Below are 13,112 nucleotides of genomic sequence, written 5' to 3'. Positions count from 1 at the left end.
TGGGGACCTTGGCTCACCCGAGTCGTTCGTCGCTCTAGTCGCAGCTTCATTGATCTATCGGGCAAAATACGGGCCTATTGAGGCCATCATAACAGTCGGAAAAGCGGCGCAACATTTTCTTGAACTCACTGCTAGACCGTCTATTGGAGCAACTATGCCTCGCCTGCACATAAGCCGTTACGATGTTTAGCAACTTGTGAAGAACTGTCCGTTTTGTCCCGCACCTGTAACATTCGTGCAGACTGCAGCGAACGGCCGGTACGGTGCCGCCCCGTTGAAATCTACAAGGGTGAATCAGGTCGGCATTGAAGCCAGGACCAAGTGCCTGGCCTCACCAGATAACCGGAAACGTTGAATGCCCACCCTTCGCGAAACTATTCTCACCGCGCTGCATGCGCGGCTCTCGGTGTTGCCCGCCTCCGCTCTGCGCGGCGAGGTGCTGCCCGAGCGCGTACCGACGGAGGGCCTGCTGATCCTGCGGGATGGTGAACCCGGCGACCCCGAGGTAACGCTCTCGCCGCTGCGCTACCACTACCAACACCGCGCCGAGATCGAGGCGGTCGTGCAGGTCGCCGACCGTGACGCCGCCTTCGACACGCTCTGCGCCAGCATCGGCACGGCGCTCGCTGCCGACCGCACGCTGGGCGGGCTCTGCGACTGGATCGAGGCGGAAGCGCCACGGTCGGTCGATTTGGCCGTAGAGGGCGCGGCCAGCCTGAAGGCGGCCGTTATCGCGGTCGTCCTGCACTATTCAACGGCTGACCCACTCAGCTGATCCCGACAATCCGAGGAGAACACAATGGCACGAGCCCAAGGGGCGCGGGCGCAAATGGCGCTTGCGTTCGAGACCACCTATGGAACGCCCCCCGTGGGCGGCTTCACCAAGATGCCTTTTGCGAGCACCTCGTTGGGGGCAGAGCAACCGCTGCTGAATTCGGAACTCCTTGGTTACGGCCGCGATCCCCTTGCGCCGATCAAGGATGCGGTGACGGCCGATGGAGATGTTGTCGTGCCGCTCGACGCCGAGGCCTTCGGGTTCTGGCTCAAGGCGGCCTTCGGCGCACCGACCACAACGGGCACCGGCCCGTGGACTCACGAGTTCCAATCGGGTGCGTGGACGCTGCCCAGCTTGTCCATCGAGACCGGCATGCCGGAGGTGCCACGCTATGCGATGTACTCCGGCTGCGTCGTCGACCAGATAACCTGGCAGATGCAGCGATCTGGTCTGCTGATCGCCACGGCCCGTCTGGTGGCGCAGGGCGAGACCGTGGGCACAACGACGGGCGCTGGAACGCCAACCGCTCTCGAATTGCAGCGTTTTGGCCATTTCAACGGGGCGATCACGCGGAACGGCTCGGCACTCGGAAACGTCGTTTCGGCCGACATCACCTATGCCAACAACCTGGATCGTATCGAGACCATCCGTTCGGATGGGCGGATTGACGGGGCCGACCCCTCCATCGCGGCACTGACTGGTTCCATCGAAGTGCGCTTCGCAGACCAGACGCTGGTCTCACAGGCGATCAATGGCGATCCCTGCGAGTTAGAGTTTTCCTACGCGCTGCCCTCAGGCGAGAGCTTCACCTTTACCGTGCACGCTGTCTACCTGCCGCGCCCCCGGATCGAGATTTCTGGCCCACAGGGCGTGCAGGCCACATTCGACTGGCAAGCCGCGCGCGACAGCGTTGTGGGCAGGATGTGCACCGCAACCCTGATCAACGACATCGAGGTATACTGATGCTGACACTCGACCTGACGAACCTGCCCTGCTGGCATGATCTCGCTCCTGGCGTGCGGGTGCAGCTGCGCCCGCTCACCACCGCGCTTATGGTGGCGACCCGGAGTGATCCCGCGGTCGAGGCGGTTCCGGAGGAGGCCAGCGACGAGGAGCGCGCCGTCGCCTTCGCCAAGGCGCTGGCGCGACGCGCGGTGCTCGCCTGGGAAGGCATCGGCGACACCGACGGCGCCGCAATCGACCCAAGCCCCGAGGCCATCGACGCGCTTCTCGACATATGGCCGATCTTCGAGGCCTTCCAGCTGACCTACGTCTCCAAAGGCTTGCTGCTGGAACAGGAAAAAAACGTCTCCGCGCCCTTGCCGAATGGTCCTACGGCGGGGGCGAGCAATACTGCCAAGCCTGCGAGAAAGTCTGCGAAGACTGCCCGGCGCGGCTGAATCAACCCACCTCCTTTGAAGGCTGGCAGGTCTGGGATCTTGTCGGCCGTCTTGGCGGACAACTGCGCGTGCTGCCCGGCGCTGTCGTCGGCTGGGACATGTCGGCTGCACTGGCACTGGGTGATGCCCTTGGCATCTCGCCACTGGTCATGGCTGAACTGTTGCCCGTCATCGAGGCGGTGATGGTCACCAAACTCAACGAACAGATGGATCACACCAATGGCTGAAAAGCGCGTTTCTGTCCGCCTTGCCGCGGTTGGGGGGCGGCAGGTGCGCGCCGAGCTGGAAGGTGTCGGCGAAGCCGGGGCGCGTGGCTTCGGGCGGCTCAGCCGGGAGATGGAGGCAGCAAACGCCCGGCTCGCCGGGTTCGCGCGGCGGGTGCGGGTTGCGGCAGCTGCTGCCGTCGCCGCAGCCACGGCTGCAGGCGTGGCCATGGTGCGCTCTGGGCTGCAAACGGTCGATGCTCAGGCGAAGCTCGCCCAGTCCCTCGGCACCACGGTCGCTTCGATCCAGACCCTCGAGCGTGCTGGCGAACTGGCAGGTGTCTCGATGTCCGGCATCGAACAGGCAACGAAGGACCTGGCGCGTCGTCTCAGTCAGGCGGCCGCTGGGAGTGGCCCCGCTGCTGACGCATTGGAGCGACTGGGACTATCGGCCACCGACCTTATTGCCTTGCCGCTGGATCAGCGCGTCGGCGCCATCAACGCCGCCATCGAAGAGTTTGTGCCGGTTGCCGAGCGCGCCGCTGTCGCCGGTCAGCTCTTCGGCGAAGAAGGCTCCATCGCGATGTCGCGGATCGACACGGCGACCTTGCGCCAGGCGACCGAAGACGTCCTTGCGTTCGGTGTCGTCGTCTCGGAACAGGATGCCGACCAGATCGAACGCGCCAATGATGCGATCTCGCGCCTTGGCCTCATCTGGCGCGGGCTATCGAACCAGTTGGCGGTTGCCGCAGCCCCCGCACTCGAAGCTGTTGCGAATGCCATGGCGGCGGTGGCCAGCCGCACCGGACCACTGGGCAAGGCCATCAGGGGACTTTTTGACAATATCGGCCGTCTGACCACCTACGCCGCGACTTTTGCGGCCCTGCTGGCGGGGCGCTGGGTCGCCGGAATGGTAGCTGCGGCGATTTCCGTACGCGGCCTTGCAACCGCGCTTGTCGTGATGCGTGGCGCATTGATCCGCACCGGGATCGGGGCGCTCATCGTCGGTGCTGGTGAACTGATCTACCAGTTCGGCCAGCTTGTCTCCGGAGCAGGTGGCTTCGGAAACGCCATGGCGCTGCTGGGCAACCTCGCGAGCGAGGTCTGGGAGCGGATCAAGATGGGGGCTGGCAGTTTTGCAGCCTCTGCGATGGCGGCTTTTGCGGATGTGCAGGCGGCGTCAGCCACCGCGATGCAAGGCGCGCTCGAGGGCGTTGTCGGTTTTGCAAATTCGGCCGTGAACAGTTTTGAGGGGGCCTTCGAGGCGATCAAGGCCGTCTGGGGTCTATTGCCTGCCGCCATAGGTGATCTCGCGTTTCAGGCGGCAAACAGCCTGATCGAAGGCGTCGAGGCGATGCTGAACGGCGTCGTCTCCAGGATCAACGGTTTCATCGACGGCGTGAACGCCGGTCTCGAAGCGCTCGGCGTTGAGCGACGGATCGGCCTGATTGCCGATCTCGATCTGGGGCAGCTCGAGAACCGCTTTGCGGGTGCCGCGACCCAGGCGGCCACGGCCGCGCAAGATGCTTTTGCCGGTGCATTTGCCGACAACCCGCTGGCGGTGCCGGATCTCGGACTTACAGGAGCAGCCAGTGACGCTTCCGCCTCCGCGGAGGCTTGGAGGCAAACCGCGGCCACGCTCGCAGAGGGAGCTCTGCAGCCGCTCGAAGTCCTTGAGGCCTTGCGCACGGCGATGCGTGCTGCGGGAACCGAGGCAGAGACGTCCCTCGACGGGGCAACTATGGCGGCAGATCGCTTTGATGCAGCCCTTGCCGAAGACGAGGCTGGCGGACCAGCCGCGACGCTTGATGAAACAGCGGCTGCGGCTGGTCGTGCCGGTGGGGCGCTCCAGAGCGCTGCCGATGTTGCGCGCCAGTCATGGGACGCGGCCCGGGCGGCAGTGGAACGCACGCAAGAAATCGCCCGAGGGCTGGCCGAGGACATCACTGGTCCGATCAAGGAGGCATTGAAGTCGGGCGAACTGAGCTGGCAAACCTTCGCGAGCGCAATATCCGGGATCGCGCAGAACCTGGCCAACCGTCTGATCGATACCGCCTTCAAACCGATCGAGGATGCGCTCTTCCGGGCGTTCTCTGGATCGGGCACCGGCGGGGGCGGCCTTTTTGGCTGGTTGAGCAGCGCTCTTGGCGGTCTCTTTGGGATTGGCGGCACCTTCGCACGAGGCGGTGCCTTTGGGCAGGCGGGCGAGATCACAGCCTTTGCCAGCGGTGGCGTGATCTCCCGACCTACGGTGTTTCCTTTTGCACGCGGGATCGGGCTGATGGGCGAGGCAGGCCCGGAAGCCATCCTGCCGCTGCGCCGAGGCCGCGGTGGTCGACTCGGGGTTGAGACGAGCGGCGATGGTCAGGCTACGCAATCTGCGACACGCATCGTCAACGTACTCGATCCCTCCATTGTCGGCGATTACCTCGCAACGCCCGCAGGCGAGCGGCTGATCGTAAACGTGATCCGGCGCAACCGGGGAGGCCTCGATGCTTAGGCTCTGGCCTTTCCCAGTGCGCCAGCCCGTCACTGAAGTGCTGGAATGGAACACCGACACCCTGATCACCGAGGCGGCCGAACAGCGGATTGCGCTGCGCACCGTACCGCGCTCAATCCTGACGGCCTCGCATCTCCTGAACGCCGGTGACCTCGCACGTGCCGCCGAGCTTGCCCGGGTCGGGTTGGTCGATACATGGACGGTCCCGCTCTGGCATCTTGCGCGCCTGGCGGTGGCACCGATCGATGCCGCCGAACTGACTGTGTTCGTAGATACATCCCAGGCAACGTTCGCAGCACCGGGACAGGCCGTCGTCGCAGCTGATGGCGGCGAGGCATATCTCGTCGAGGTCAGCGCGATCTTTCCCGACCGGCTCGAGCTGGCAGTTCCTGCGGGCGTGAATCTTACGCATCCGATTGTGGCCCCGGTGGGAACCGGGGTCCTGACGCGACCCGTCGAGATCGACCGTCGCCGCCAGGGGCTGGGGACGGTCACGGCGAGTTTCACGCTGCAAGACGGGACCGAACTGGTCGCGAGCAGTTATCCGACCCACGTCGGGCTCGATGTGCTGACCGATCCGGCCGTGCTCCGCCAGCCGCTGGCCGAGAGCATCGCGCAATCCGTCGAGTACATTGACAACAGCTTCGGTCCCATCGTGATCGAACCGGTTCTGACCCATGTCCAGCGTCGGTCAACGATCACCCTTGTTGACCGAGGCACGGCCCGCTGGTCGCGCCGCCGCTGGCTGCATACCATGCGTGGCCGTCAACGTGCCTTCTGGCTTCCGACCTGGGGCCGGGAACTGGTCCTGCAGGCACCTGTCACGTCTTCGGCCACCTCTGTGATTGTCGCGGCCACCGCCGAGCCCGGCGTCTGGATCGGACGGCATGTAATGTTCGATATCACCTCTGGCCCGGTGTTCCGCGAGATCACCAACGCCATCTATGACGCGCTTGGGATCCGGCTGACCATCGCCGCCCCGGGCAAGAGCATTCCCAGCACAACACCGATCCATCTGCTCACCAGGGTGCGGCTCGATACCGACCGGATCGAACTGGAGCATTTTGCGGACCGGACTGAGTTCGCGGCAAGCCTGATCGAGACCCCAGTATGACCCCTGTACCCGCATGACCTACGATCTTGCCGAAACCTCGACCGCCGAAGGGCGGCCGTATTTCCTATATCTCTTCGCCGAAGGCGATCAGGTCTGGCGCTTCACCAGCCGCACGGCAATCTGGACCTCGCTTGCAGGCGCCATCGCCGACGAGACCGAGGATTTGATCTGGAACCCTTCGGCCGTCAGCCATGGCTCCGTCGTCCAGAGCAGCGACCCAAGGCGGGTCGACCTCAGCGTCACCTTTCCGCTCTCCGATCCCTTCGCCCGTCGCTATCTCGGCCCCCGCGGCCGGGCGCTCACGACACTCACCATCTTCCGGGGGCATGAACAGGTGCCGACGGAGGTGGTTGCGCATTGGAAGGGCCGCGTTGTCTCGGCACGGGTTGAGGGGCGACGGATCACCCTGCGCTGTGAATCCCTGTTCACATCCATGCGCCGGGAGGGCGTCCGCGCCAAATACCAGCGGCTCTGTCGTCATGCGCTCTATTCCCGGGGCTGCCGCCTCGACATCGAGAGTTTTTTCGTCGGGGGCACGGCGAGCGCGCATCAGGGCCTTACGATCACCGTGCCCGAGGCCGCATTGTTGCCGAACGGCTGGTTTCGGGGTGGTGTGCTGCGCCACGCAGGTATCTTGGGTTTCATTACTGGGCATGTCGGAGATGCACTGACGCTCTCTGGCCGGATGCTCGATCTGGAGGCGGCCATTGATGATCTGGAAAGCCTGGCGCTCGTCGAGATTGCTCCCGGTTGTGATCTGCGGCGTGACACCTGCAAGGCCAAGTTCGGCAACCTGCTGAACTTTGGTGGTTTCCCCGACATTCCCGGCCGCAATCCCTTTGGCGGCACCAGCATCGTCTGACCTAGAGCGTTTCGAGTTTCACTTGAGACACACCCGTATCGCTTTTCGCGTTCGACCGAAGGGAGAGGCAGCGACAAAGCGATCCAAGTTTAACTCGAAACGCTAGAAATCTGAGAACACATCATGGTCTGGAACTTCGTCGTCCAGATCGTCGCCAGCCTCGTTCTGACGGCGATCTCCTATGCGCTTTCGCCCAAACCAAAGGTCGAAGCCCCGAAAGCCGCCGGACTTGACGATTTCGACCTGCCGACGGCCGAGGAAGGTCGTCCGATCCCCGTGATCTTCGGCACCATGCTGCTGCGTGGCCCGAACGTCGTCTGGGCCGGGGATCTCAAGGTCGATCCGATCCGCAAGAAGGGCGGCAAGAAATGAGCGAAGATCTGATCGTCACCGTTCAGGACCTGCGCGCCTCCCGGCTTTGCTTTCAGGGGGCGCGGCCGTGGTTCCGCCGTCATGGCCTCAACTGGCAGGCCTTCCTCGCAGACGGACTTTCGGCCGACGTGCTGGCCGCGACCGGCGACGCCCTGGCATTCCGTGTGATCGCGGAGGCTGAGAAGCGCTCCGCGCGCACCGCAAGCGAGACCTGAGCCATGGGTGGTCGTTCGAAGTCCCAGACCGTCGGCTATCGCTATTCGCTCGGGGCGCATCTGGCGCTCTGCCATGGGCCAGTCGATGCGATCCGCGAGATCCGGGTCGATGACCGCACCGCCTGGTCGATCGGCTCGGGCCAGAGCAGTTCCGCCGGGACCGGCGTCGGCGCGTTGGCGAGCTACGGCACCGTCACGGATATGTCCGCCACCGCCGCCGCCGTCGGCGACAGCGTCGCCGAGGTCAGGTTCCCGGGCACGCTCACGGGCATTCGGCTCGGCCAGAGCTATGACCTGCAGCTCCTGACGGACAACACAACCCGCACCGTGACGGTTCAGGCCGTGACCTATGATGCGGCCACCGGCATCACCACCTGGCTCGCCGAGCCTGCTGCCACCGCTTTCACCGCCCAGTCTGCGACGGTATCGGATGCCGCGAGCGTACCCAGCCTGAACGGCGGCGCTGCGGGCGGACGCATCCGGATCAACAAGCCCGACCTCTTCGGCGGCGAGAAGCGCGAAGGCGGCATTGTCGGCGATATCGACGTGTTGATGGGCGCGCCGAGCCAGGCGCAGAATGACTATCTCGCCGCAAATGCCGGAGCCGATGTGCCCGGCTATCGCGGGATCTGTTCGCTCGTGCTGCGGCAAGTGTTTCTCGGCCTCAATCCCTATCTCAAGCCCTGGTCGGTGCGCCTGACGCGGATCCTCAAGGCCGAGGATGGCGGCCAACAATGGTATCCCGAAAAGGCACAGATCGTACCCGAAGTCCGGATCGGTGATGCTGCGATCTACATTGCCATGGACGCTTCGGGCTCGATGTCAGGATCGCGTATGTCGGCCCAGATCGCCGCCGTCTCGCGCCTGGTCGAGGAGATCGGCGAGAACGCTCCCGACACAACAACACAGCCCAACGACGTCCAGATCGTCACCTGGAACTCGACCGTCTCCGGCACGATCCTGCGGCGCGATGCCGATGCCACGGCCTACGGTGAACTCAAGGAATGGGTCGACGCGCTCTCAAGCTCCGTGAGCGGTGGGACGGATTTTGGGGTCGCCGTCAGCCAGGCGGGGACGTTCTTCAACGGATCGGGTGGCAAACGCAGGATCCTGATCTTTGTCACCGACGGGGAACCGAGCCCGGCCTCGACCCTGCAGTCGGCGATTGCCACGCTTTCCGGCATCTCCGAGGTTGATGTCTTCGCCTTCAACATCGCGCTCTCGGACACCAGCGCCACCGCCCAAATCGACAACACGCCGGTCGATGGCGTCCCTGTGGTGCCGCCGGGCGATCCTGATGCGCTGGTGGCTTCGCTGCGTGCGGCCTTTGGGCAAGGCCCCGACATGAACCCCGCGCATATCATCCGGGAGTGCCTGACCAATGGCGACTGGGGGCTGGGGCATACGTTCTCTGACATCGGGCCCAGCTTCGCCATTGCCGCGGATGCGCTCTTCTCCGAAGGCTTTGGGCTCTCGCTCCTATGGCAACGAGTGTCGACCATCGAGGATTTCATCGCCGACGTGCTGAAGCACATCGACGCCTATCTCTATGTCGATCGTCGCTCCGGTCGTTGGGAGTTGCGCCTAATCCGCGCCAATTATGATCCCGAGACCCTACCGGTCTTCGATGAGACCAATGTCGTCGATTGGGGCGAGCTGGGGCGTCGCGAGGCCGCTGATCTCGTGAACTCGGTGACGGCGAAGTTTTCCGACGCCCGTACCGACCAGACCGGCTCGGTCAGCGTGACCGATACCGCACTCGTGCAGGATCTGGGTCAGGTGGTCAGCGCGACGGTCGATTACCCGGGCATTCGCTTCGAGTCCCTTGCCGTGCGGGTCGCAGAACGCGACCTGCGGGCTCTTTCCGCACCGATCCTGTCAGGCGAGATCACGGTCAGCCGTGTTGGTGCTGATCTCGATCCGGGCGACGTGATCGTTCTTTCAACCCCCCGGCGTGGACTTGAGGGCGTCGTCGTTCGTATTGTCGAGATCGACGATGGCGACGGGCGCGCCAATGGCGTGCGCCTCAAGATCGCCGAGGATGTCTTTGCGCTTGGCGAAACCGCCCTTGTCGGCGGCGAAAGCGGCGATCCCGGCAGCCTGATCCTGCCGCCCAAGCCGCTCACGCGCCGCTGGGTCGCCGAAGCACCATACTGGTTGCTGGTCCAGGAGCTGGGGCATGCCCAAGCAGATGCACTTCTCGAGGAAGATCCCGGTGTGGGCGCGATCGTCGCGGCCGGGGAGCGCCCCTCGGCCGATGCGCTCTCCGCACAGGTCTGGAGCGACAGCGGGGCGGGTTATACCCTCGAAGAGGCAGTTGAGTTCGTGCCGACGGCGTTGTTGGTTTCGGACGTCAGTGACGACCCGGCCGAACGGGTGCTGAACGTCGGAAGCTGGACCGGCCTGAATGACGTCACCATCGGGACGCTTGCGACAATCGGTGACGAACTGGTCCGGATCGACGGGGTGAGTGCGACGACGCTCACGGTCGGGCGCGGTTGTCTCGACACGGTCCCGCAGACCCGTCCCGCTGGCACGCCGGTGATCTGCTGGCAGCAGCTGGCGAATGCATCTGAGGCAAGTTTCGCCTCCGGAGAGACAGTGACGATCAAGATGCTGCCCGAGACCGGCTTTGGGACGCTGCCGCTCGCGCAGGCACCCGAGGACGCCGTGACACTGGCCAGTCGCGCTATCCGGCCGTTGCCACCCGGCGATCTGCGCGGCAACGGTGTGTCGGTCGTCAATCCTAACGTGCTGAACCTCGGGCCGGTCCTGCTGACCTGGTCCCATCGCGACAGGCTCACCCAGACCAGCAGCGTGTTCGACGCCTATGACGCGGGGGACATTGGACCGGAGCCGGGTGTCACCTATGCGGTCGAGATCCGCTGGGTCGATCCCGATACTGACACAACGCTTGAGCCACCCGCTGCGGTCATCGATGTGGGCACCGCTAACAGCGTCACGCTGACCAAGGAGGATGTGCCGATCTTGGCCGCACCCACAGGCACCAAGCATTTCGAGGTACGGGTACAGGCGCGGCGCACGACTGGGACAATCGCTTATGAGGCCTGGCAAGCACGGTCGATCCGACTCTTCATGCCGGACGGCATCAAGGTCGCCGAGGTCTCCGTGTGGACTGAGATCGGGGCCGACGCGCGTCTGACGGTCGCCGACACAGTGATCTTCCTTGATCGCGGTGGGGCGGTACAGCTGACCATCGCAGAGGCCGCCATCTATATTGGCTTTGGCAGTGACGCGCGCCTCACCATCCCGGACATCGCCATCTTCAACGAATGGGGCGGCCATTCCCGTCTCACGGCCGCCGAGGCCGCAGTTTACATAGAGGTAATCCCATGAGCCATATCCTGCATCTTGGACACCAGGTCACTGACCTTGCGGGCGTAGAGGGCCGCATGAGCGCTGACGTCGCCGGGTTCGACGCCGATCTCGACGTGAACTGCGTCCGGATCAACACGGGTGAGACGAGCGCAGTCCCGTTTTCCGCTTCCTGGTCCTTGCCCGCTGGGGATATCTGGTTGAGCTTTCGATACAAAGCGCCGTCGATTAACGCCCACATTATCGGCACGGATGGCACCTTCCTGGAGTTCTACGACACCGCAAATGCGCTTGTTGCGATTGTCCGAACTGAGCGGGACGATGAGAAATATCACGCCATGGCAATGGGTGACACCAATGTCGATGGAGCCTCGTCCTTCACTGCTGCCACGAACCAAGTCTATTGGGTCGATGTGAAAGTTGCGGTCAGTGCCGACATCACCATCGAGTTCTACGTCGACAGCGTTCTTCAAAGCAGTGCAACAGCAGCGAACACCGGAGGCAAGGGTCGACCCGTTCGCTGTGTCTGGAAGAACCACGGTCTTTTCGATTTCTACAACCCCGCCACCTGTTATTACGCCCATATCGCGGTGCTCGACGGCGTCTCGACCATTGGGCGGCGGTTTGCGCGGCGCACGCCCGATCTGGTCGCGACCTATGATGCCTTCTCAGGCGGCGTCGATGCCGTGAAGGACGGCGACATCACCACCCGCGCGGCGAGCGATATTGTCGGTCAGCGCATGTCGTTTTCGCTGTCGGGGCCAACGGGACCGGCCGGTGCATCGACCATCGCGGGCGTGCATGTGAAACAGCTCGCCCAGCTTGGCACGGCCGGGCCAACCGGCATTGCAGGGTTTCTGCGGATTGGCGGCGTGGACTATGACGCATCTCCCGGTACGCCGTCCGCCGATATGCCGTCGCCGGTCTATTCGACATGGGACGTAAACCCCACCGACAGCACGCCCTGGACCACGGCCGTGCTGCCGACAGAGGTTGGGATCATCTCGTCATGACGCCACCTCGTCCCGACAAAGGTGACATGCGCATGTCCGAGGTCGAATTCCAAGACATGCTGACACGCGCGGCTGAAGCAGGGGCCAAGCGCGCGCTGGCCGACGCCGGGATCGATGGCAAGGACGCCGCCCTCGATATTCGCGATCTTCGCTCGCTGCTCGACTGCATCCGCTTCGTGCGGCGCACAGCCGTTCAGACAGCGGTCCATCTCATCACCACTGGCGTAATGCTGGCGCTCCTTGCTGGGATTGCGCTGAAGCTCAAGATCTTCGGTGGATCGCCGTAGACCAATTCAAACATTCACCCGCTCACCACACCCGCCCTCCGAGGCGGGTTTTTCGTTTCTGGAGGACCTGATGACCACGACCTTTTACGAGCACTGGCGCGACGTGCCCGACGGCGCCTGGCGCTGGACCAACTTCTCGCCAGCGGAAATCGCCTGCCGTGGCACCGGCAAGCTGCTCATCAACGGCCCTGCGCTCGACAAGTTACAGGCGCTGCGCGACCGGCTGGGCAAGCCGTTGATCGTCCGTTCCGCCTATCGCAGCCCCGAGCACAACCGCGCCGTCGGCGGCGCGACCCGGTCGAAGCACATGGACGGCGCGGCGTTCGACATCGCCATGACCAACCACGACCCGGTTGCTTTTGAGGCGGCGGCGCGCGAGGTCGGATTTCTGGGTTTCGGTTTCTACCCGCGATCAGGGTTCATGCACGTCGACCTCGGGCCAGCACGACAGTGGGGCGAGCGGTTTCCTGTGCGAACCGTGCCCTTTGCCACCGAGACCACGCCGACGCGCGAGGTCTTGGCGCAGAGCCGCGCCATGAAAGGCGGCGGCGCGGCGGGTGTAGCGACACTGGGGGCGGCGGGCGTGGAGGTGGCGCAGAAGGTGATGGCTGAAACCCAGGAGGCCATCCTTCCGCTGGTCCCGTATCTCGACACTCTGCGCTGGGTGTTCATTGCCGTGGCACTCGTCGGCATCGCGGTCACAATCTATGCGCGCCTCGATGATTGGAAGCGGGGGCAGCGATGATCGCCACCATGCTGGGCCTAATCTCGGCAAGCCCACTGGCACGGGTCGCCCTGCGCTACGGTGCCATTGCACTCGCCATTATCCTGTTCCTGCTGTCGGTCCGCCGCACCGGTGAGCGCGTCGGTCGCCTGGCGGAACGCCTTGAAACCAGGGAGAAGACCAATGAAATCCAACGTCGGATGCTGGACGCTGTGGCTCGCCGTCCTCGTGATCGGGGCGAGCTGGTTGACCGGCTGCGCGACGGAGGGTTTTGAAGCGGGCGGGTTGGCGACATGTCCGCCGGTCGTGGA

14 protein-coding genes are annotated in these 13,112 nt (G+C 64.2%); all 14 read left to right on the top strand.

Translation table 11 applies throughout. The features are described 5' to 3' along the window. Window positions 1–355: 355 nt before the first annotated feature. The 14 genes from AC2FNE_RS18980 (at window position 356) to AC2FNE_RS18915 (ending at window position 13,076) form a co-directional block, all read left to right on the top strand. Window positions 356–775, top strand: coding sequence for an acyl-CoA transferase (locus AC2FNE_RS18980; protein WP_137703258.1), 420 nt, complete (start codon window positions 356–358; stop codon window positions 773–775). A gap of 24 nt (window positions 776–799) precedes the next feature. After that, window positions 800–1,738 (top strand): phage tail tube protein, encoded by a 939-nt coding sequence (locus AC2FNE_RS18975; RefSeq protein ID WP_496806051.1) that lies wholly within the window; start codon window positions 800–802, stop codon window positions 1,736–1,738. Continuing rightward, window positions 1,738–2,175, top strand: coding sequence for a phage-derived protein YdaY family protein (locus AC2FNE_RS18970; protein ID WP_137703257.1), 438 nt, complete (start codon window positions 1,738–1,740; stop codon window positions 2,173–2,175). Before AC2FNE_RS18975 ends, AC2FNE_RS18970 begins: the two co-directional genes overlap by 1 nt. A gap of 98 nt (window positions 2,176–2,273) precedes the next feature. After that, window positions 2,274–2,402, top strand: coding sequence for a DUF7697 family protein (locus AC2FNE_RS18965; RefSeq protein WP_496806050.1), 129 nt, complete (start codon window positions 2,274–2,276; stop codon window positions 2,400–2,402). Then, the gene (locus AC2FNE_RS18960; protein ID WP_137703256.1) at window positions 2,395–4,878 is read left to right on the top strand and encodes a phage tail tape measure protein; all 2,484 of its coding nucleotides are present in this window, start codon (window positions 2,395–2,397) and stop codon (window positions 4,876–4,878) included. The genes AC2FNE_RS18965 and AC2FNE_RS18960 overlap by 8 nt, the downstream gene beginning before the upstream one ends. Then, window positions 4,871–5,992, top strand: coding sequence for a hypothetical protein (locus AC2FNE_RS18955; protein ID WP_496806049.1), 1,122 nt, complete (start codon window positions 4,871–4,873; stop codon window positions 5,990–5,992). The genes AC2FNE_RS18960 and AC2FNE_RS18955 overlap by 8 nt, the downstream gene beginning before the upstream one ends. Before the next feature lie 13 nt (window positions 5,993–6,005). Continuing rightward, window positions 6,006–6,854, top strand: coding sequence for a phage BR0599 family protein (locus AC2FNE_RS18950; protein WP_137703254.1), 849 nt, complete (start codon window positions 6,006–6,008; stop codon window positions 6,852–6,854). A gap of 123 nt (window positions 6,855–6,977) precedes the next feature. Beyond that, a complete protein-coding gene (locus AC2FNE_RS18945) occupies window positions 6,978–7,226 on the top strand; it encodes a hypothetical protein (RefSeq protein WP_137703253.1) in 249 nt (82 codons plus the stop codon). Further along, window positions 7,223–7,441 (top strand): hypothetical protein, encoded by a 219-nt coding sequence (locus AC2FNE_RS18940; protein ID WP_137703252.1) that lies wholly within the window; start codon window positions 7,223–7,225, stop codon window positions 7,439–7,441. Before AC2FNE_RS18945 ends, AC2FNE_RS18940 begins: the two co-directional genes overlap by 4 nt. A gap of 3 nt (window positions 7,442–7,444) precedes the next feature. Next, entirely contained in the window at window positions 7,445–10,798 is a 3,354-nt protein-coding gene (locus tag AC2FNE_RS18935; protein ID WP_137703251.1) for a phage tail protein, read from the top strand. Next, window positions 10,795–11,790, top strand: coding sequence for an FscB (locus AC2FNE_RS18930; protein WP_496806048.1), 996 nt, complete (start codon window positions 10,795–10,797; stop codon window positions 11,788–11,790). The genes AC2FNE_RS18935 and AC2FNE_RS18930 overlap by 4 nt, the downstream gene beginning before the upstream one ends. A gap of 32 nt (window positions 11,791–11,822) precedes the next feature. Further along, a complete protein-coding gene (locus tag AC2FNE_RS18925) occupies window positions 11,823–12,077 on the top strand; it encodes a DUF6127 family protein (protein ID WP_205123529.1) in 255 nt (84 codons plus the stop codon). Window positions 12,078–12,147: 70 nt separating this feature from the next. Further along, the gene (locus AC2FNE_RS18920) at window positions 12,148–12,822 is read left to right on the top strand and encodes a YcbK family protein (protein ID WP_496806047.1); all 675 of its coding nucleotides are present in this window, start codon (window positions 12,148–12,150) and stop codon (window positions 12,820–12,822) included. Then, entirely contained in the window at window positions 12,819–13,076 is a 258-nt protein-coding gene (locus tag AC2FNE_RS18915; RefSeq protein WP_137703279.1) for a hypothetical protein, read from the top strand. Before AC2FNE_RS18920 ends, AC2FNE_RS18915 begins: the two co-directional genes overlap by 4 nt. The last annotated feature ends 36 nt before the right edge of the window (window positions 13,077–13,112 follow it).

The sequence above is a fragment of the Ruegeria sp. YKSD179 genome (genome assembly GCF_059612885.1).
The sequence above is the reverse complement of the archived record's forward strand: the minus strand, read 5'-3'. Positions and strand labels throughout refer to the sequence as shown.

Excerpts from the sequence above, each read along its gene's own strand:
- AC2FNE_RS18955 (WP_496806049.1), top strand. The coding sequence starts at position 4,871 with ATGCTTAGGCTCTGGCCTTTCCCAGTGCGCCAGCCCGTCACTGAAGTG.
- AC2FNE_RS18945 (WP_137703253.1), top strand. The coding sequence starts at position 6,978 with ATGGTCTGGAACTTCGTCGTCCAGATCGTCGCCAGCCTCGTTCTGACG.
- AC2FNE_RS18970 (WP_137703257.1), top strand. The coding sequence starts at position 1,738 with ATGCTGACACTCGACCTGACGAACCTGCCCTGCTGGCATGATCTCGCT.
- AC2FNE_RS18950 (WP_137703254.1), top strand. The coding sequence starts at position 6,006 with ATGACCTACGATCTTGCCGAAACCTCGACCGCCGAAGGGCGGCCGTAT.
- AC2FNE_RS18965 (WP_496806050.1), top strand. The coding sequence starts at position 2,274 with ATGTCGGCTGCACTGGCACTGGGTGATGCCCTTGGCATCTCGCCACTG.
- AC2FNE_RS18925 (WP_205123529.1), top strand. The coding sequence starts at position 11,823 with ATGTCCGAGGTCGAATTCCAAGACATGCTGACACGCGCGGCTGAAGCA.
- AC2FNE_RS18975 (WP_496806051.1), top strand. The coding sequence starts at position 800 with ATGGCACGAGCCCAAGGGGCGCGGGCGCAAATGGCGCTTGCGTTCGAG.
- AC2FNE_RS18940 (WP_137703252.1), top strand. The coding sequence starts at position 7,223 with ATGAGCGAAGATCTGATCGTCACCGTTCAGGACCTGCGCGCCTCCCGG.
- AC2FNE_RS18930 (WP_496806048.1), top strand. The coding sequence starts at position 10,795 with ATGAGCCATATCCTGCATCTTGGACACCAGGTCACTGACCTTGCGGGC.
- AC2FNE_RS18935 (WP_137703251.1), top strand. The coding sequence starts at position 7,445 with ATGGGTGGTCGTTCGAAGTCCCAGACCGTCGGCTATCGCTATTCGCTC.
- AC2FNE_RS18960 (WP_137703256.1), top strand. The coding sequence starts at position 2,395 with ATGGCTGAAAAGCGCGTTTCTGTCCGCCTTGCCGCGGTTGGGGGGCGG.
- AC2FNE_RS18915 (WP_137703279.1), top strand. The coding sequence starts at position 12,819 with ATGATCGCCACCATGCTGGGCCTAATCTCGGCAAGCCCACTGGCACGG.
- AC2FNE_RS18920 (WP_496806047.1), top strand. The coding sequence starts at position 12,148 with ATGACCACGACCTTTTACGAGCACTGGCGCGACGTGCCCGACGGCGCC.
- AC2FNE_RS18980 (WP_137703258.1), top strand. The coding sequence starts at position 356 with ATGCCCACCCTTCGCGAAACTATTCTCACCGCGCTGCATGCGCGGCTC.